21 protein-coding genes are annotated in these 18,728 nt (G+C 38.9%); 19 read left to right on the top strand and 2 right to left on the bottom strand.

What is annotated here, in order from left to right:
• The first annotated feature begins 52 nt into the window (after positions 1 to 52).
• The gene (ctaG, locus tag ACFX4G_RS17385; protein ID WP_097824379.1) at positions 53 to 991 is read left to right on the top strand and encodes a cytochrome c oxidase assembly factor CtaG; all 939 of its coding nucleotides are present in this window, start codon (positions 53 to 55) and stop codon (positions 989 to 991) included.
• Positions 992 to 1,027: 36 nt separating this feature from the next.
• On the opposite strand, the gene ACFX4G_RS17380 is transcribed toward ctaG, so the two are convergent.
• Positions 1,028 to 1,387 carry a YugN family protein gene (locus tag ACFX4G_RS17380; protein ID WP_013056084.1) on the bottom strand — a complete coding sequence of 120 codons (360 nt, stop codon included), beginning with the start codon at positions 1,385 to 1,387 and terminating at the stop codon, positions 1,028 to 1,030.
• Positions 1,388 to 1,572: 185 nt separating this feature from the next.
• Between ACFX4G_RS17380 and ACFX4G_RS17375 the strand changes: the two genes are divergently transcribed.
• From ACFX4G_RS17375 to ACFX4G_RS17360, 4 genes are all read left to right on the top strand, one after another.
• Positions 1,573 to 1,992 carry a CBS domain-containing protein gene (locus tag ACFX4G_RS17375; RefSeq protein ID WP_013056085.1) on the top strand — a complete coding sequence of 140 codons (420 nt, stop codon included), beginning with the start codon at positions 1,573 to 1,575 and terminating at the stop codon, positions 1,990 to 1,992.
• A gap of 190 nt (positions 1,993 to 2,182) precedes the next feature.
• The gene (locus tag ACFX4G_RS17370) at positions 2,183 to 3,199 is read left to right on the top strand and encodes a CAP domain-containing protein (RefSeq protein WP_097823983.1); all 1,017 of its coding nucleotides are present in this window, start codon (positions 2,183 to 2,185) and stop codon (positions 3,197 to 3,199) included.
• 84 nt (positions 3,200 to 3,283) lie between these two features.
• Positions 3,284 to 4,060, top strand: a complete 777-nt coding sequence (locus tag ACFX4G_RS17365; protein WP_013082316.1) for a sporulation protein YpjB — start codon at positions 3,284 to 3,286, stop codon at positions 4,058 to 4,060.
• 64 nt (positions 4,061 to 4,124) lie between these two features.
• On the top strand, positions 4,125 to 4,802 hold the full coding sequence (locus tag ACFX4G_RS17360; protein WP_013056088.1) for a zinc metallopeptidase: 678 nt from the start codon (positions 4,125 to 4,127) through the stop codon (positions 4,800 to 4,802).
• Between the two features lie 28 nt (positions 4,803 to 4,830).
• Here ACFX4G_RS17360 and ACFX4G_RS17355 read toward each other — a convergent pair whose 3' ends face one another.
• Positions 4,831 to 5,697, bottom strand: a complete 867-nt coding sequence (locus ACFX4G_RS17355) for a YitT family protein (protein ID WP_013082317.1) — start codon at positions 5,695 to 5,697, stop codon at positions 4,831 to 4,833.
• Between the two features lie 312 nt (positions 5,698 to 6,009).
• Between ACFX4G_RS17355 and ACFX4G_RS17350 the strand changes: the two genes are divergently transcribed.
• The 14 genes from ACFX4G_RS17350 (at position 6,010) to ACFX4G_RS17285 (ending at position 18,692) form a co-directional block, all read left to right on the top strand.
• A complete protein-coding gene (locus ACFX4G_RS17350) occupies positions 6,010 to 6,339 on the top strand; it encodes a nucleotide pyrophosphohydrolase (protein ID WP_013056090.1) in 330 nt (109 codons plus the stop codon).
• 13 nt (positions 6,340 to 6,352) lie between these two features.
• A complete protein-coding gene (gene dapB, locus ACFX4G_RS17345) occupies positions 6,353 to 7,153 on the top strand; it encodes a 4-hydroxy-tetrahydrodipicolinate reductase (protein WP_013056091.1) in 801 nt (266 codons plus the stop codon).
• 12 nt (positions 7,154 to 7,165) lie between these two features.
• Positions 7,166 to 7,564, top strand: a complete 399-nt coding sequence (mgsA, locus tag ACFX4G_RS17340; RefSeq protein WP_013056092.1) for a methylglyoxal synthase — start codon at positions 7,166 to 7,168, stop codon at positions 7,562 to 7,564.
• A gap of 10 nt (positions 7,565 to 7,574) precedes the next feature.
• Positions 7,575 to 8,285 carry a bacillithiol biosynthesis deacetylase BshB1 gene (gene bshB1 / locus ACFX4G_RS17335; RefSeq protein ID WP_377575901.1) on the top strand — a complete coding sequence of 237 codons (711 nt, stop codon included), beginning with the start codon at positions 7,575 to 7,577 and terminating at the stop codon, positions 8,283 to 8,285.
• Positions 8,286 to 9,413, top strand: a complete 1,128-nt coding sequence (gene bshA / locus ACFX4G_RS17330) for an N-acetyl-alpha-D-glucosaminyl L-malate synthase BshA (protein ID WP_043979511.1) — start codon at positions 8,286 to 8,288, stop codon at positions 9,411 to 9,413.
• A 15-nt stretch (positions 9,414 to 9,428) separates the two neighbouring features.
• A complete protein-coding gene (locus tag ACFX4G_RS17325; RefSeq protein WP_028407961.1) occupies positions 9,429 to 10,622 on the top strand; it encodes a CCA tRNA nucleotidyltransferase in 1,194 nt (397 codons plus the stop codon).
• On the top strand, positions 10,607 to 11,596 hold the full coding sequence (locus ACFX4G_RS17320) for a bifunctional biotin--[acetyl-CoA-carboxylase] synthetase/biotin operon repressor (protein ID WP_013056096.1): 990 nt from the start codon (positions 10,607 to 10,609) through the stop codon (positions 11,594 to 11,596). The genes ACFX4G_RS17325 and ACFX4G_RS17320 overlap by 16 nt, the downstream gene beginning before the upstream one ends.
• Before the next feature lie 272 nt (positions 11,597 to 11,868).
• Positions 11,869 to 12,702: a 3-methyl-2-oxobutanoate hydroxymethyltransferase gene (panB, locus tag ACFX4G_RS17315; protein ID WP_377575898.1), complete on the top strand. Its 834-nt coding sequence runs from the start codon at positions 11,869 to 11,871 to the stop codon at positions 12,700 to 12,702.
• A 1-nt stretch (position 12,703) separates the two neighbouring features.
• A complete protein-coding gene (gene panC / locus ACFX4G_RS17310; RefSeq protein WP_097823979.1) occupies positions 12,704 to 13,561 on the top strand; it encodes a pantoate--beta-alanine ligase in 858 nt (285 codons plus the stop codon).
• On the top strand, positions 13,562 to 13,945 hold the full coding sequence (gene panD, locus ACFX4G_RS17305; protein WP_377575893.1) for an aspartate 1-decarboxylase: 384 nt from the start codon (positions 13,562 to 13,564) through the stop codon (positions 13,943 to 13,945).
• Between the two features lie 200 nt (positions 13,946 to 14,145).
• Positions 14,146 to 16,947, top strand: coding sequence for an ATP-dependent DNA helicase DinG (dinG, locus tag ACFX4G_RS17300; protein WP_230184587.1), 2,802 nt, complete (start codon positions 14,146 to 14,148; stop codon positions 16,945 to 16,947).
• Positions 16,948 to 17,035: 88 nt separating this feature from the next.
• Positions 17,036 to 17,833, top strand: coding sequence for a ComEC/Rec2 family competence protein (locus ACFX4G_RS17295; protein WP_057241804.1), 798 nt, complete (start codon positions 17,036 to 17,038; stop codon positions 17,831 to 17,833).
• A 188-nt stretch (positions 17,834 to 18,021) separates the two neighbouring features.
• Positions 18,022 to 18,192: a YpmA family protein gene (locus ACFX4G_RS17290; protein WP_013056102.1), complete on the top strand. Its 171-nt coding sequence runs from the start codon at positions 18,022 to 18,024 to the stop codon at positions 18,190 to 18,192.
• 11 nt (positions 18,193 to 18,203) lie between these two features.
• Positions 18,204 to 18,692 carry a cell wall elongation regulator TseB-like domain-containing protein gene (locus ACFX4G_RS17285; protein WP_013056103.1) on the top strand — a complete coding sequence of 163 codons (489 nt, stop codon included), beginning with the start codon at positions 18,204 to 18,206 and terminating at the stop codon, positions 18,690 to 18,692.
• The last annotated feature ends 36 nt before the right edge of the window (positions 18,693 to 18,728 follow it).

Genomic DNA, 18,728 nt, shown 5'->3' with positions numbered 1-18,728 from the left:
AGGGCTGGCATGCGCCAGTCCTTTTCATCATCTGTAGAAGGAGGAATAGATGTTGATTAACAATTTGCAGATGTTTGGTTTTGAAGCACTTTGGAGTCCTTACTATTTTTTAACCATTTGTCTGGTGACCGTCTTATATTTTTTCATCGTTGGTAGATGGAGAGGGAATTTTATAGGAGCGGTGGCCGTAAACAGAAAAACAAAAGCGTATTTTGTTATCAGCATGGTTCTTTTATATATATGTAAAGGAGGACCTGTAGATTTACTAGGGCATTTTATGTTTAGTGCTCATATGACGCAAATGGCAATCGTTTACTTGGTGATTCCTCCGCTTTTTATTTTAGGAATTCCGGCGTGGTTAGCTCGTTCCGTTATTTATGTAAGAGGGGTTAAACCTATTTTTAAATTCTTTACACAGCCCTTAATTGCGCTACTGTTATTCAATGGGTTATTCTCTTTGTATCATATTCCGCTGCTTTTTGATTTTATTAAAACGGATATGATGCTCCACGGAATCGTGAGTGTTGTATTATTTATCGCTGCATTTTGCATGTGGTGGCCACTCGTTAATCAGCTAGAAGAAGAACAGACGCTAAGTTCTTTAAAAAAGCTTGGATACATTTTTGCAGATGGCGTACTCCTTACTCCAGCGTGCGCGCTGATTATTTTTGCAAATCATTCTTTATATGCGACGTATACAGACTCAAGCGCTTGGGTACAAGCTCTTTCCCTTTGTGTACCGCCTTCTATGATTGCAAGTTTAGGGCAGCTTGCTCCCGAGATGTTTAATACGCTGCCGCCTGTGGAAGATCAGCAGCTAGGCGGCGTTATTATGAAGATCATTCAAGAAATTGTGTATGGAACGGTTTTAGGCTTTATTTTTTTTCAGTGGGCTCGAAAAGAACGAGAGAAAGATACGTACATGCCCGATTTTACTGAGCCTCAAGATATAAAACCAAAGGAATTTCCGTCTACTCCTCCTTTGAATTAAAAAAAGCGCAGTGTGATTACTGCGCTTTTTCCAATTCTATAGCTGAACGGTTTCAAGCTGTGATTTGATTTGTGTTAATATCTTTTCACACTGTTCTACAAGGGATGGCGGAAAGTATTCGCCGTCACCATATTCTACACCGTGAGGATAATAATGTTTGCCTAGTAGAGGTGTCATAAGATGAATAACAGCATGCCTGCCCCCTACGTCGCCTGAAATAGCATGTCCTTGGACTCGCAAATAGAAGGTATCTCGCTGAAACTCGAATTTTCGATCGTACGTGACGCGTTCATAATCCCATTGTCCGGCGCGGACCAGACCAAATTGATGCATAATCTCATCTAATAAATCTAAATCAACCTTTAATGAATCAAATTTTGCATATTCAAATTTCATATGAACTCCCTCCCAAAACAGATATACCCCAACTAAATCATAAGCCGAATGGATAAAACTTGCAATATCTAATAAGGAAAAATGTAAACGTTATCTATTTTTATTTAAACGTTTTAAATACGAAAGTTTACTAAAAAGTTGGTCACACTATAAAACGAACACATGATGTAAAGGAGGATAAAACAATGAAAACTGTACAAGAGGTAATGACAGCTGATACGGAAACATGCACCACGCTTGATAACGTATATGAAGTAGCAGTGAAAATGAAGGAATGGAATGTAGGAGCAATTCCAATTGTCGATAGAGATCAGCTAGTAGGAATGATTACAGATCGAGACTTAGTTATCAAAGGCATTGCAGAAAAGAAGCCAAATTCAAGTAAAGTAACGGATGTTATGAGTGAAGAGCTTATAACTATTACAGCAGAAGCCTCTGTAGAAGAAGCTTCTAAGCTTATGGCTCAACATCAAATCCGTCGTCTTCCCGTTGTGGAAAATCAAAAGCTAGTAGGGATTGTATCGCTAGGTGATTTATCAACGTTTCGCTATGCAAATGAACGTGCAGGAGAAGCGCTCTCAGACATTTCACAACAAACGCATTAAAAAGCGAAAGTCAACTGTTTGCAGTATATTCGTAAATAGTTGGCTTTTTCTTTTGTTTCCTTCATACCGATAGCTATTTTTTTTTGAATGCATGTATAATAGAGATAAAAATAAGTTAAACAGGTAAAGAAAACAGGTGTAAGGAGAGGAAGAAAAGCTGAAAAAAGTTATTTTTATTCTCGTATTAATAGTGGCATTTGTATACGCGGAGGATTATTTACCTCAGCTAGAAAAATATCTAACGGGTCAAAATATTGAGCAAAACCAAACGGATTCCAAAAGTCAGCCCACACAAGAAGTGGCTTCTTATGAAAAACAAAGTGAAAATATGATGAGGCTCATTGGAGATCATTCAGAACAGTTAATTGGAATGCTTGGAGAGCCGGATCGTATTGATTCTTCTGCATATGGCTATGACTGGTGGATTTACAAAAAGAATCGTCAAACGTATGCGCAGGTAGGAGTAGAAAATAATCAAGTCGTATCTGTATACGTCATTGGCTCAAAAACAAATACAGATCCTTTTGAGATTGGTGAGAAGCGAGAGGAAGTAGAAAAAAGAGTTTCACTTTCATCCGAACTCACGCTTCAAAAAGACGGAAATGAATACCGATTTCGCCTGAGTGAAGAGGATATGAAAATGCGTCCCATTATTAAATATGGAGATGTATACGTCCAACTATATTTTGATCAGTTCCTTAATACAATCTCAAGTATTCGAATTATGGACATGGAGACGCTATTAAAACAGCGTCCGTACGAAATTGTTTATCGCGGCGAACTTCCCACAGCTCCGTCATTGACACCGGAGGAGTGGAAAAGTGTCCAAGAAGGAGAAGAGCAGCAAATTATCGATATTACAAATGTAATTCGAGACCGGTTTCAGCTGTCACCTTTAGCTTGGGACGAAGCCACTGCCGGAGTAGCTTATTTACACAGCAAAGAAATGAGCGACTTAAACTATTTCTCTCACGTTTCACCAGCACAAGGTGATTTAGGCAACCGTCTGCAAAAAGGTGATGTAGTATACCGTATCGCGGGCGAAAATATTGCCTCGAATTATCAGGATGGAATCGCTGCGGTTGAAGGGTGGCTTAATAGTGAGGGACATCGTAAGGCTTTACTCAATAAAGAGTTTACGCGTCTTGGTGTAGGTGTATATGAGAAATATTACACGCAAAACTTTATCACTCCGATGAATGAATAGTAAGATTAAAACTTCCTTTTGAAAATAGGTCTACTCTTGTCCTCTTTCTCATAAGTTTTAGTAGAGGTTAGAGGAGGGACGAGAATGAAAGGAAGAATAGTAGGAATATTGCTCGTACTTTTCTTTGCATATACTACTACTGTACATGCAGCTGAAGGGCAGTGGGAAAAGCTTGATAACTTATCTGATCAAACGCTATCGCTTGTAGAGCAAAAGGAGTATAAAGCAGCCCAACATTTGTTCAGAAACTTTTCGAATGAATTTACCAGTCTCAATACAGCTTCTTTGGGCGTATCGGCCGAAGATATACGTATTTTAACTCTTTGTTATGAACAGGTAGAAAGGTCTCTTTTATCTTCTGATTCCAGTGATGAAGAACGTCTTCAAAAAGCTACTCAATTTCGATTGTTAGTCGATGCGCTGCACAGCAAGCATCAGCCTATGTGGACTGAGCTCGAAGGCAGTATGCTAGCAACATTTAAAGAGATGCGAAATGAAGCGGTAAAAGGAGAACAATCGGCTTATGAAGCGCAGCTTAAGCAATTTTTGAAGGAATATGATATGATCTTACCGAGCGCGCAGGTAGACGTGTCGTCTCCCTACGTACAGCGTGTGAGCGCGGACGTTCACTTTTTACAAACTGAAGGAACGCTAAGTGAGATTAACGATGAGCAGTTTAACCAAATGGAACAAAACTTAAAAGATTTTTTTGAACAAGTAAAAGAAAATCGTACAGACCCGTCTTTTATTTGGGTTACAATTACCACCGGAAGTATTATTATTGCTACACTTTTTTATGTAGGAGCGCGAAAATATTTTGCTGACCAGAAAAGAAAGTCAGCTAGAGGGCGTAATGATTGACGTAAAAGCGCAGAATTGTCTAAAATAAAAGAGTAGTCAAACACATAATGAAAGGTGTGGGTAAATGAGCTTTTTGATTTATTTTCTCATTATTATCCTTGTGCCAATTTGGGCACAGTTTAAGGTGAGAAGTGCTTACAAAAAATATTCACAAGTAAGCAACTCATCAGGAATGACAGGCGCAGAAGTGGCAAGAAAAATTTTGGATGAAAACGGGTTGTACAACGTTCACGTAGAGCCTGTAGGCGGATTTTTATCGGATCACTACGATCCTCGTTCAAAAGTAATTCGTTTATCAGAAGACAACTATTACGGAACGTCTGTCGCGGGCGCTGCCGTTGCGGCTCACGAAGTGGGCCACGCGATTCAAGACAAAGAAAACTATTCGTTTTTACGTCTTCGCCATTCCCTTGTGCCGGTGGCAAGCCTTGGATCAAACGCTTCTTGGATTTTAATTATGATTGGAATTATTGCGTCGATTAAGCCGTTGCTATTGTTAGGTATTATTTTCATGGCAGCAGCGGTCGTATTCCAAGTTGTAACACTGCCTGTTGAATTTAATGCTTCAAGCCGAGCGATGACGCAAATCGTCTCAGTCGGAGCGATTCGAAATGACGAAGAGCGCGAGACGCGTAAAGTGCTTAACGCAGCGGCTTTAACATACGTAGCAGCTGCAGCAGTAGCAGTTCTTGAGTTGGTTCGTTTAATCATGATTTATACAGGAATGAATAACGACGACTAAAAAAAATACCGCATTAGCGGTATTTTTTTTATCTTTCAAGCGGTTTTTTATTTTCATCAAGGGTAAATCCTTCGCCTAAGACATCATGAACATCCGTAACTGCAACGAATGCGTGTGGATCTACAGAAGTAATAACTTGCTTTAAACGGAAAATTTCATTTTTACTAACCACGCAGTATAGCACGTTGGTATCTTGCTTAGAAAAAGAACCTTGTCCTTTTAAAATCGTCACGCCTCGATCCATTTCTTTCATAATTTTATCCGATATGGCTTCGTTATGATTTGAAATGATCGTTGCTCCTTTTGCGGCATACGCGCCGTCTTGCATAAAGTCAATAACCCGTGCAGCGACAAAGACTGCAACAAGTGTGTACATAGCTTCTCGGTAAGATAAATAAATGAGAGACGCACTAATCACAATAAAGTCAAAAAGAAACATCGTTTTCCCCATATTCCACCCGATATATTTTTGAACAACACGTGCGATGATATCGACTCCTCCTGTTGTTCCTCCAAACCTGAAAATAATGCCAAGACCCACTCCAATAAAAACACCGGCAAAAAGAGCTGCTAGAGTCATATCATGACGCAGGGGCATATTCACTGGGAAGCGCTGGAATATCCATAAAAATAGCGATAAGCTAACGACTCCGAGCATGGTATAAATAAATGCTGTTCTCCCTAATAGTTTCCACCCTACAAAAAACAAAGGAATATTTAACACTAAGTTAGAATAAGAGGGATCAATGTTAAATAAGAAAAATAAAAGCAGGGTAATGCCTGTGAACCCACCTTCAGCTAAATTGTTTTGCATGTTAAAATTAACAAGTCCAAACGCAAATATGGCAGCACCAAGCAGTATAAAAATAATATTTTTTAATCTGAGACCTTTCATACTTACAAACCTCCTATGACCGTTTTTGCACTACCTTATCATAAAGGAATATATTTCATTTCGTAAATAACTATCGAAAAGATTTTTGAAAATAGTAAAAAGTGATGATGTTTCTTCTAGTGCTATGTATTAGTAGTATCCTCAATTCGTAAAATATAGACAGATTTTTGAGAATTAAGGGAAACGTGAGGAATATTGTGAAAGAGCATCTGATAAAGGCTTGGTAAGAAGAAGTAATTACACTAAATAATTTGAAGTAAAGATGTTATAATAGTAAGCTGAGTGTACTTCTAAAAGAGGTGAAATAAAAAGATGTCAAAAAAAACGATGGAGCAAATGCAGCAAGAAGTTGATGCATATATTAGCCAATTTAAAGAAGGATATTTTAGTCCTCTTGCTATGCTTGCGCGCATGTCGGAAGAAGTGGGCGAATTATCGCGCGAAATTAACCACTATTATGGTGAAAAGCCGAAGAAAACGACTGAAGCAGAACGTACGGTCGAAGAAGAAATGGGCGACATTTTATTTGTATTAATTTGCTTTGCAAATTCATTAAATATCGATTTACAAGAAGCGCATGATCGCGTTATGAATAAATTTAATACGCGTGACAAAGATCGCTGGACGAAAAAAGAAGACTAAGGAGAGAAAAAGAATGGACAAAATTCGAATTGTACTTGCAGGACCAAGAGGTCGTATGGGAAAAGAAGCTGTATTATTAATAGAAGAAACAGAGCATTTTGAATTAGTAGCAGCGGTAGATCGTATCAATGAAGGAAAATACATAAGTGATATTGAAGGAATGCCAAATGTACAAGCACCAATCTACACGGATATTGAGAAATGTTTTCAAGACGTTAAGGCAGATGTTTTAGTTGACTTGACAACACCTGAAATTGGGCGCGTTCATACTAAAACAGCCCTAACATATGGAGTAAGACCTGTTGTAGGAACAACTGGCTTTTCAGAAGAAGATTTAAAAGAATTAAAGCAGCTTGCTGAAGAGAAGGAACTTGGCTGTATCATTGCACCTAATTTTGCGATTGGCGCTATTTTAATGATGAAGTTTTCACAAATGGCAGCTAAATACTTTGATGATGTTGAAATTATTGAAATGCATCACGATCAAAAGTTAGATGCACCATCAGGAACAGGCTTAAAAACAGCGGAGCTTATCAGTGAAGTTCGTGAAGCAAAAAAACAGGGTCATCCTGAGGAAAAAGAATTGCTAGAAGGGGCGCGCGGTGCAGATTATGAAGGAATCCGCCTACATAGCGTACGCCTGCCAGGGCTGATTGCTCACCAAGAAGTGATGTTCGGAGGATTTGGACAAACATTAAAAATCCGTCATGATTCATACAACCGTGCTTCTTTTATGTCAGGTGTGAAGCTAGCTGTTGATACAGTTATGAACGTAGACACACTTGTATATGGATTAGAAAATATTATTGACTAAGGAGCGAGAAAAATGAAAATCGCCTTAATTGCACATGATAAAAAGAAAAATGATATGGTCCAATTCACAACAGCCTATCAAGCGATTTTACAGGAACATTCGCTGTTCGCAACAGGAACAACAGGAACGCGTATTTCAGAAGCAACAGGTTTGAAGGTTCACCGCTTTCAATCAGGACCGCTTGGAGGAGATCAGGAGATAGGAGCTTTAATTGCTCAAAATGAAATGGATATGGTTATTTTTTTCCGCGATCCGTTAACAGCTCAGCCTCATGAACCTGATATTTCAGCTCTGATGCGCCTATGTGACGTCTATGCGGTTCCTCTTGCAACGAATATGGGAACAGCAGAGATTTTAATTCATGGACTTGAACGAGGCGATTTGCATTGGCGTTCAATTATAAAAAAATAGGGTGAAGATAATGAAAGAAACAATAGATATCCTTGCCTTTGGTGCTCATGCCGATGATGTAGAAATCGGCATGGGTGGAACCATTGCAAGAATGAGTGAACAAGGTTTGAAGGTAGTTATTTGCGATTTGACGCAAGCTGAACTTTCTTCAAATGGAACGGTTGAAATTCGAAAACAAGAAGCGTCCAAAGCTGCTGATGTCTTAGGTGTTCATGAGCGAATTCATCTGCATTTGCCAGACAGAGGTTTGGTTTTAAAGGCAGAGTATATAGCTGAAATAGCATCAGTCATTCGCACGTATCAACCAAGGATTATATTTGCTCCTTACTTTGAAGATCGTCATCCTGATCATGGAAATTGTGCAAAGCTTGTAGAAGAGGCCATGTTTTCCGCTGGCGTTAAAAATTATATCGATTATAAAGAGCAAAAAGCTCATCGTGCTGAGTCTCTTTATTTCTATATGATAAATGGATTTCATAAGCCAGATTTTATCGTAGATGTATCAAGCACGTTTCAAAAGAAAGTAGCTAGTCTAGAGGCTTATGAAAGTCAATTTATAAAAACAGCAGATACGTTTGATACGCCGCTGGTAAACGGATATATTGAAACGGTAGAGAGCAGAGAGCGATTATTTGGCAAAGAAGTCGGGGTAGCATACGGTGAAGGTTTTTTATCTAAAAAACCGATTTTGATGTACGACGATTTAGTAGGTGGAAAATAAATGAAGTTAAAAATTGGTATTACATGTTATGCTTCCGTTGGAGGTTCAGGAGTGGTAGCAACGGAGCTAGGGAAGCTGCTGGCTGAAAAAGGGCACGAAATTCATTTTATTTCCTCTAGCATGCCTTTTAGATTGACGAAAGTATATCCAAATATTTATTTTCACGAAGTAGATGTAAATCAGTACTCCGTCTTTAAATACCCTCCGTATGATTTGGCTTTATCCAGTAAAATGGCTGAAGTGGCTAAAAGAGAAAAGCTTGACATTATTCATACGCACTATGCAATCCCCCATGCCGTTTGCGGGATTTTAGCTAAACAAATGGTGGAGCACGAAGTGAAAATTGTGACGACTCTTCATGGGACAGACATTACGGTTCTAGGAGAGGATCCATCGTTAAAAGATTTAATTAAATTTGGAATTGAGAAATCAGATGCAGTGACGGCTGTATCTCAGTCACTTGTTGATCAAACTCACCATTTGATTAGTCCAGATAAAGAAATTGAAACGATGTATAATTTTATTGATGAACGAGTTTATCATAAAAAAGAAGTGCAGTATTTAAAAGCGGAGTATGGCATATTAGAAAATGAAAAAGTCGTTATTCATATTTCAAACTTTCGTCAAGTCAAAAGAGTTACAGATATAGTCAAAACATTTGCTATTATTAATAAAAAGCTTCAGTCTAAGCTGCTCCTTGTAGGAGACGGCCCTGAAATGACGGTAGTGTCTCAATTAGTAAGAGAGCTAAATCTTCAAGATTCTGTGTTATTTCTTGGGAAACAAGAAAATGTAGCAGAACTATATTCGATTAGCGATTTAAAACTGTTATTATCTGAAAAAGAAAGCTTTGGGCTTGTGCTTTTAGAAGCTATGGCCTGTGGTGTTCCATGCATCGGAACAAATACAGGCGGAATTCCCGAAGTAATTGAACACGAAAAAACAGGATATATTTGCGAAGTGGGAGACGTCGAAGAGGCAGCGAGCAAAGCAATTCAGCTACTTCAAAATGAACAGCTGCATCACCAAATGAGGGAAGCGTCTCTAAGCGCAGTTAATCATAAATTTCATTCAACAGAGATTGTGAGTCAATATGAAAAACTTTATTATAAATTGGTACAGGGTTGAAGAATGGAGGAAGTTATGAAAGAACCGTTCATTCATCCGCTTTATATTATTGAAAAACTGGAGACAGCCGGTTACGAAGCGTATTTTGTTGGAGGAGCGGTCAGGGATCTCATTTTAAATCGCACGATTGGAGATATTGATATCGCTACGTCGGCTAGGCCTGAACAAGTGATGGAACTCTTTCCTAAGACGATTCATGTAGGAATCGAGCATGGTACGGTTGTCGTTGTCCATGAGAACGAGACCTATGAGGTAACCACTTTTCGCTCTGAGGGAGAATATGATGATTTTCGTCGGCCCTCGTCCGTTACGTTTATTTCGTCTCTGATAGAAGATTTGCAGCGTCGCGATTTTACAATCAATGCAATGGCTATGAATGCAAAAGGAGAAATTATTGATCCATTTAATGGAAGAGAAGATTTGCGAAATCAGCTGATTCGCACTGTCGGAAATGCTAAAGAACGCTTTCATGAAGATGCTCTTCGTATGATGAGAGCCGTTCGCTTTGTCAGTCAGCTGGCGTTTTCGCTGTCTGATCAAACTAAAAGAGCCATTCAGCAATACGGTGAACTGCTGAGGCATGTTTCTATTGAACGCATTACAGTTGAATTCGAAAAAATGCTGAGCGGAAAGCGTCCGTCTTTAGCATTAGCACTTGTAGCAGATACGGAGTTGTATCGCTACTTGCCCCAATTGAATGTAGATCCGCAAAAATTCCGGTCTGTTTGTGCACACGATTGGATGATGCTTCAGCGAGTATCGGAGTCATGGACACTTCTGGTACATCTGCTCGATATTCAAGACAAGCAGGCATTTTTTAAAAGCTGGAAATTATCTAATAAGCAAATTAAAGATATTCAGCTTCAGTCTATTGGCCTTCGAGACGTTTTGGAAAATGGATGGTCAAAACGCATCATGTATACAATTGGAGAGCAGGCCAGCGTAAGCGTGAATCGTATTTTACAACTTCTTCGAAGCAATGAGCATATGAATGAACATGAGCTTCTTTACATCTATAGCGAGCTGCCTATTCATTCTTTAAAAGATTTAGATATAAATGGTCAAGATCTTTTAGTGTGGACAGGTAAAAAGGGTGGTCCATGGGTGTCTCAACTGTTAAAAGAAATTGAGGAGAAAGTTCTATACAATGAGTTAATGAACACGAAATCTTCAATAAGAAAGTGGGTGCAGTCTTGCAGTCAGATATAAGAAGAACGCTGCTTGAAATGTTTACGAACGCAGATGGGGACTATGTCTCCGGCCAAAAGATCAGCGATTTATTAGGCTGTTCAAGAACAGCTGTATGGAAGCATATCGAAGAGCTGCGAAAAGACGGCTATGAACTTGAAGCTGTTCGTAAAAAAGGCTATCGCATTGTAGGGAAGCCGAACAAAGTAAGCAGCAACGAGCTTTTATTAGGGCTCCAAACAACAAAAATCGGTCAGTATATTCATTATGAGGAAAGCGTGCATTCTACTCAGAAAATTGCTCATCGAATCGCTCAAGAAGGAGCAAAAGAAGGAACGGTCGTAGTTGCTGAAGAGCAAACGGCAGGGAGAGGAAGACTTGATAGAGCTTGGTATTCCCCAAAATATACTGGTGCCTGGATGAGTATTATACTGCGTCCTTCTATCCCTCCGCAGCAGGCTCCTCAGCTGACTCTACTATCAGCAGTGGCTGTTGTACAGGCCATTCAAGAAGTGACGAACCTTTCTCCAGACATTAAATGGCCTAATGACGTTTTATTAAATGGGAAGAAGCTAGTTGGGATTTTAACAGAAATGCAGGCTGATTTTGACCGGATTCACTCAGTCATCATTGGAATCGGCATCAATGTGAATCAGCAGGAAACGGATTTTAATGAACAAATCAAACACATTGCCACATCTTTACGTATTGAAAAAGGTGAAGAAATTAATCGTGCGGCTTTGATGCAAGCGTTTTTCTTAAAGTTAGAAACCCTTTACGAAGAATACTTGAAAAATGGCTTTGGTTTAATTAAAGTTCTTTGGGAAACGTATGCGATCAGTATTGGCAAGCGAATTATAGCACGTACGATGACAGCTAACATTGAAGGCTTTGCAAAAGGTATAACAGATGAAGGCGTTCTATTGATTGAAGATGATGAAGGAGTTATACACCGAATTCATTCTGCAGATATTGAGCTCTCTGCTAAAAAATAGTAGAAAAATAAAGAAATTTTTATTATAATATGAGTATCAAGGTAGTATCGCAAGAACTTCACTTGATACTCGTTTTTTTATTTTAAATACGACAATAAATCTGCCTTGATCCATTAAGGACTAGGACAGAGGGATGACGCGTAGGTAAGCACATTAGGTAAAGTGTGCTTTTTATAGATGAAGTCTGTCAAAGTCCTTCTTCCTTTTATAGGTAGAAGGACTTTTTGTGTGCAGACGTGCGCTCATCTCCTCTGAGAAGGAGGAGAAAGTTAGTGAAAACAAAATTAGATTTTTTACGTATGAAACAGAACAATGAACCAATTGTGATGCTGACTGCCTACGATTATCCGTCAGCTAAGTACGCTGAGGAAGCAGGCGTAGACATGATTTTAGTAGGCGATTCTCTAGGAATGGTCGTTTTAGGATATGACTCTACGATTCCTGTAACGGTAGATGATATGATTCATCATACAAAAGCGGTTAAAAGAGGAGCTGCTGATACATTTATCGTCACCGACATGCCATTTATGTCCTATCACGTGTCGAAAGAAGACACGATGAAAAATGCTGCTCGTATTATGCAGGAAAGCGGAGCTCATGCTTTAAAAGTAGAAGGTGCAAAGGATGTTCTTTATACAATTTCAGAATTGACGCAAGCGGGTATTCCGGTTGTGGCACATCTCGGGTTAACTCCTCAGTCTGTCGGTGTCATGGGCGGTTATAAAGTGCAGGGAAAAGAAGCAAAAGAAGCTAAACAGCTAATCCAAGACGCGATCAAGTGTGAGCAGGCGGGAGCTATTGCTGTTGTATTAGAATGTGTTCCTAAACAAGTAGCAAAACAAGTAGCTGAACGCTTGAGCATTCCAACAATCGGAATTGGAGCAGGAGCTGATACGGATGGTCAAGTACTTGTATACCACGATGTATTAACGTACGGAGTAGAGCGTGTGCCAAAATTCGTTCAGTCATTTGCGAAAATAAATGAGCCTATTTTACAGGGGCTTTCTCAGTATGTAAGTGAAGTGAAAAAAAGAGAGTTTCCGAAAGAAGCACATACTTTTTCAATGAAAGAAGAGCAGTTAACGGCACTGTACGGAGGAAAATAAGATGAAAGTCATTACAACAATTAAAGACATGCAGCAGGAGATGAAAAAAGAAAAGCAGCTTGGACGTTCAATTGGATTTGTCCCGACGATGGGCTATTTGCATGAAGGCCATGCTACTTTACTTGGAGCAGCCCGCACAGAAAATGAAGTAGTGGCGCTAAGTATTTTTGTGAACCCGACTCAATTTGGGCCGAATGAAGATTTTGATACGTATCCAAGAGATTTTGAGCGCGATGAGCGCGTGGCAAAAGAAGCTAACGTCGACTATTTATTTTATCCTTCAGTAGAGGAAATGTATAAGTCAAGCCATTCAGTTGCTATAACCGTGACAGATCGTGTAGACGTATTGTGTGGACAGAAGCGTCCCGGCCATTTTGACGGAGTAGCCACGGTACTAACAAAGCTTTTTCACATTGTAACACCAGATCGTGCATACTTTGGTAAAAAAGATGCACAGCAAGTTGCTGTAGTAGATAGCTTAATTGAAGACTTTAATTTCCCAGTGGAGCTTAGACCAGTAGATACGGTGAGAGAAGCAGATGGCTTAGCTAAAAGTTCTCGTAACGTATATTTAACAGAAAAAGAAAGAGAAGAGGCACCTGTTTTATTTAAGAGTTTACAAAGCGCTCTGCAGCTGCTTGAAAGCGGAGAGAAGCACGTAGAAATTATTAAACAGACCATTCGAAAAGAAATTGAGCAATATACGAGCGGTAAAGTGGATTATATCGAGGTTTATACGTATCCAAAGCTAAAACCGATTAAACAAGCCGCTGGCAAAATCATTATTGCTTTAGCTGTTCAATTCTCTAAAGCACGTTTGATTGATAATGTAATTGTAGACGTACAGGGGGATAACTAAATGTTTCGCACGATGATGAACGCTAAAATACACAGAGCTCATGTAACTGAAGCCAACTTAAATTATGTTGGCAGTATCACCATTGATGAAGATATCATCGACGCAGTAGGAATAGCAGCAAACGAAAAAGTCCAAATTGCAAACAATAATAACGGAGCTCGCTTGGAAACTTACGTGATTCCCGGCGAACGCGGGAGCGGCGTAGTTTGTTTAAATGGAGCTGCTGCAAGACTTGTGCAGCCTGGAGATATTATCATCATTATCTCTTATGCGCTCGTGGCAAATGAAGAAGTAGCCCACCATCATCCAACCGTAGCGATTATGAATGAGCAGAATAAAATCCAACAATTGCTTAAACAAGAACCAGCTGGTACAATTCTATAAGAACAGTCCCCCTTTATGAGGGGGATTTTTATTTGAATACATACGCTAGTAAGTGAACGGTATAAACCTCTATACACACTAAAGTAAAACTCTATGTATGAAAGCCTCTCTGTTTTTACGAGAAGGAGTTGCGCTTTTAAAGCATATAGAGCAGGCTTTCACTTTATACTATAAAAAGACAGACTTGCGAGGTGTTGACCGTGAATAAACGCTTTGTTGTGGTAGATCTTGAAACGACGGGACATTCTCCAAAACAAGGAGATAAAATGATTCAATTTGCTGCTGTCATAGTAGAAGACGGCAATATTGTTGAACGTTTTTCTAGTTTTTTAAATCCTGGTATGGATATTCCGCCTTTTATTACACAACTAACTAACATTCAAAATGATATGGTGAAAGATGCGCCTTTATTTGAAGAAATTTCACCTAAAATTATAGAATTGCTAGATGATGCTTATTTTGTTGCGCATAATGTGGCATTTGATTTAACTTTTTTACAAGAAGAACTCTATCAGTGCGGAGAGGAGACGCTTTATAATTCAACCGTAGATACCGTCGAACTGGCCCGGATTCTGCTGCCTACAGTTGATGGGTACAAACTTAGCCAATTAGCTGAGTATTTACATATTGAACATGAAAACCCTCATCAAGCAGATAGTGATGCAGAAGTAACGGCACGTATTTTACTGTTACTAATTGAAAAATTAAAGAAGCTACCTCTAACAACCTTAAAGCAGCTGTATGCGCTAAGCTTGCACTTTAAAAGTGAAATTGGAGAACTGATTCAACAAGTTATAGATGATAAAAGCTATGCCGAGGATGATTCTTATGAATTTATACATGGCATTGCGCTAAACAAATATCAGCCGCATTCAGCTAATGAAAAGCAGCACTCTCATACTTACGAAATATTTGAAACTGAAAAGCAAAAGCTGTTCCATCAGGCTCTGCCATTGTTTGAAGAACGAAAAGGGCAGTGGGAGATGATGAACTTTGTACAAGAGTGCTTTGCAGGTAATGAGCATGCTTTAATTGAAGCCGGGACCGGTATTGGTAAAACCTACGCTTATTTAGTTCCTGCCGTATTTTATGCTTCTGTTCATCACCGCCCAGTTATTATCTCAACTAACACGGTAACGCTTCAGCAGCAAATCATCGAAAAAGATGTGCCCATTCTAGAAAAGATTGTTCCGTTTCCTGTTACGGCAGCTGTTTTAAAAGGAAGAGAACACTACATTAGTATAAGAAAATTTATTCAGCTCTTAAAAGAGCGCAATAATAATTACGATGCAATTCTTACAAAAGCGAAGCTGCTTATTTGGCTGACGGAAACGGAAACGGGCGATAGCGATGAAATCAACCTGCCTTCTGGCGGCAAACTTTTTTGGGAACAGCTAAATGAAAGCAATCCGTCTCCAAGTGACTTTAAGCATCCTTGGAAACTTTATTCTTTTTATGAACGAGCGCAGAACAGAGCGCAAAATGCCCATATAGTAGTGACAAATCATCGCTTGCTGTTGATGGATGTGATGAGTAATCATGAGCTGCTGCCTGAGTATGAACAGATTATTATTGACGAGGCTCATCACTTAGAAGACATTGCTGGAGAAGAGCTGGGGGAGCGCTTAGATTATTTTGCGGTTCATGCGCTATTAAACCGAATCGGAACCATTCAAGACAAAGGGCTGTTAAAAAAAATTCATCATACGTTTGTAAAGTATAGCATCGAGCTTAACACTGAATTTCTTCAAAACCTGTTTGTGCAGCTCCATTCTGAGTGCGACGACTTATTTCGTTTGATTCATTCTTTTGTCCAAAAAAGAATCGGCAATCAGCAGGGCGAGATTGGAAGAAGCAGCTATCGATATAAAGTGGAAAAAGAGCATGGGCATTACTGGACGGCTATTCAAGAAGCAGCGTCGCGCATTCGTTTTTTAATTCACGATCTTTTTACATGGAATGATGGGGCAAGACATTCCTTTGACGAACTATATGACAAAGTCACAAAAAATGAACAGTCGTCTCTTCATGAATTTCAAACGGCTGTTAAAGGATTTGAACACATATCTCAGCAAATAGAAAAGCTTTTGTTCAAACAGCAGAGTCATCACGTAACGTGGTTTGAGATTGAACCAAAAGGAGCAGCGAATGCTACGTATATCTATAGTCAGCCTACTTCCATTGCCGATACGCTGGCTGATGAATTTTTCGCCAAGAAACAAAGCGTTATTTTAACATCGGCTACATTGACGGTGAATGGAACATTTGATTATTTAATTCAAGAGCTAGGGTTATATGACTTTCAGCCTGCTCAACTCATTCTCCCTTCTGAGTTTGATTATGAGAAGCAAGCTAGAGTCTATATTCCTCAAGATATGCCTGCTGTTAACGAAGTATCATTATATGAGTATAGCGCTATGATGGCAGAAAGTATTCTTGACGTAGCTAAAGTAACAAATGGTCGTATGCTGGTGCTTTTTACTTCATATGACATGCTGAAAGCTACGTATGGTTATTTAAAAGAGTTAAACGATCTTGAAGAGTTTGTACTGCTCGGTCAAGGAGTCACAACTAGAAATCGTAATAGACTGCTAAAGGACTTCAGCCAGTTTGAGCATTCCATTCTATTAGGTACAAACAGCCTTTGGGAAGGAATTGATCTGCCAGGAGATTTATTATCATGTCTCGTAATTGTCAGACTTCCTTTTTCATCTCCAAATCAACCTTTGCTGACAGCTAAATTTGAGCAGATGAAAAAAGAAGGAAAAAGTCCTTTTATGAATTATTCACTTCCTCAGGCCGTTATCCGTTTTAAACAAGGATTTGGACGGTTGATTCGTTCGAAAAGTGACCGAGGAGCTATATTTATTTTTGATAATCGTATTACGCGAACAGCATATGGGTACCATTTCCTTCACTCACTTCCAAAAGTCCAGGTTGTTCAAAAAACGTTTTCGAATATCTTACTGGACTACAAAGAATGGTGGAATGAAAAGACTTGAGCATACGCTTAAGTCTTTTTTTATGCATACTGTTTCTTCACTTGAGAGACGATAGTAATATACTATGATAAGCAAATGAGGACATTGTATGATTAAAATATTAATAAGCGCCGTACTGTTTTTTAGTTTTATGAACTGCTCGGTTTCAGCAGCCGTCATTAAAAACGTAGATTTTGGTTTACAAGCTGATGAAGTAGTGATCACCTTCTTACCTCTTTCAGCTGGAGAAGCGAGTCTGATTCAAGACGGAAGCGGTGAGACTATTTTGATAAATACCGGGAATGCATCTTCCTATCCCGAGCTGAAGAAGTGGTTGAAGCGATATAAAGTGAAAAAAATCAACCAATTAGTGATTACGAAACAGCAAAAGTACTATGATTCAAATGTTCAGCGAGCTGTGAATGATTATCATATAGAGCGTATTATTGTCCCCGCTCAGTACCAGGCGGAATTTCAAACAGAGAAGTGGAAAGAAAATGATTTATTTCAGTTAACAAATAATATACACGTTGATGTCTTGCATGCATCGAAGCAAAAAATAGCGGCTATGGATCTATTATTTACGATCGGAGAACATCGGATTCTATATGCAATGAGCAGCTCAGATGAAGTAGAAGAAAAGTTTTTACGTATTCCTCTTACCCATGTAGATGTATTGAAAATTCCTGATTTTGGAGAGGGAACGTTTTTTTCGAATGCATTTTTGAAGCAATTAGATACACAGCTTGCCGTTTCTTTTACGAAACCAGGCCGTTCCTATTCCCCTCGACTGCTTTCAAATTTAACAGCTGAATGGATTGAATTATATGACGTAAGAGAGGGGAGCGCTTACTCTATTAAAATGTCGCTAAAATCCTATGATGTGATGAAATTTTCTGCAAAATAAACAAATTTCCTTTTGCAAAAAGAGGTAAATTCCTTATAATATTATATATGTTTACTTATTTATTCGGTTTTTACGCAAAACGTACAGACGGGATTGATGAGTGAAAAAGATGACGATGGTTTTTGATACCTGTTATAATACGAATATCGTCATTTTTGCGTCGTGATAGACGAGCTAGGAGGTTTACAATGGAAAGTAGGATTGAAGTATTATCAACTGTCCGCGTGGAAAATTCCTCGGATTTATATAAAATTGTTGATAGTTTGAATCGCACGTTGAAAAAGCAAGATTTGATGTTCGGATTAGCGTTAGATGAAGAAGATCAAAGCAAAGCTGTATTTACAATTTATCGTACATAAGTAGGGATTTTATGAAAAAGTTAATTATTGTAGCGGTAGCTGCTGTGCTTTTAATTATCGGAGGCATTTCTTTTAGCATTTATCACTCGTCCGTGAAGGATGTTCAGTCTGCTGAGGAAAAAGCAGCATCCCAAGCAAAAAAAGAATTTAATTTGAAATCTGTCACAAGCACCCAGCCATATTTCGGCAATCATGCATTTTATGTAGTAGAAGGTACAAACCGAAGCAATCAAAAGGTAATTGCTTGGATGCCTAAAAGCAAAAAGCAAACAGCTGTTTTAAAGAAAGCAAGCAGCGGGATCACAAAAGAGAAAGCCATTTCCATTGTGAAAAATGATAAAAACCCGCAGGAAATTAAGTCGGTGCGCCTAGGCATTGAAAATAAAAAGCCGCTGTGGGAAGTAACATATGTGGATAAAGATAAGAAACATTTAACATACTATTATCTTGATTTCTCTAGCGGTGAATTTATAAAACGATACAGCTTATCTCAATCATAAATCGTTTATACCATATGAAATACCATATGTGTCATA

This window comes from Priestia sp. YIM B13486 (assembly GCF_042787865.1).
Taxonomy (GTDB): Bacteria; Bacillota; Bacilli; order Bacillales; family Bacillaceae_H; genus Priestia; species Priestia megaterium.
The sequence above is the reverse complement of the archived record's forward strand: the minus strand, read 5'-3'. Positions and strand labels throughout refer to the sequence as shown.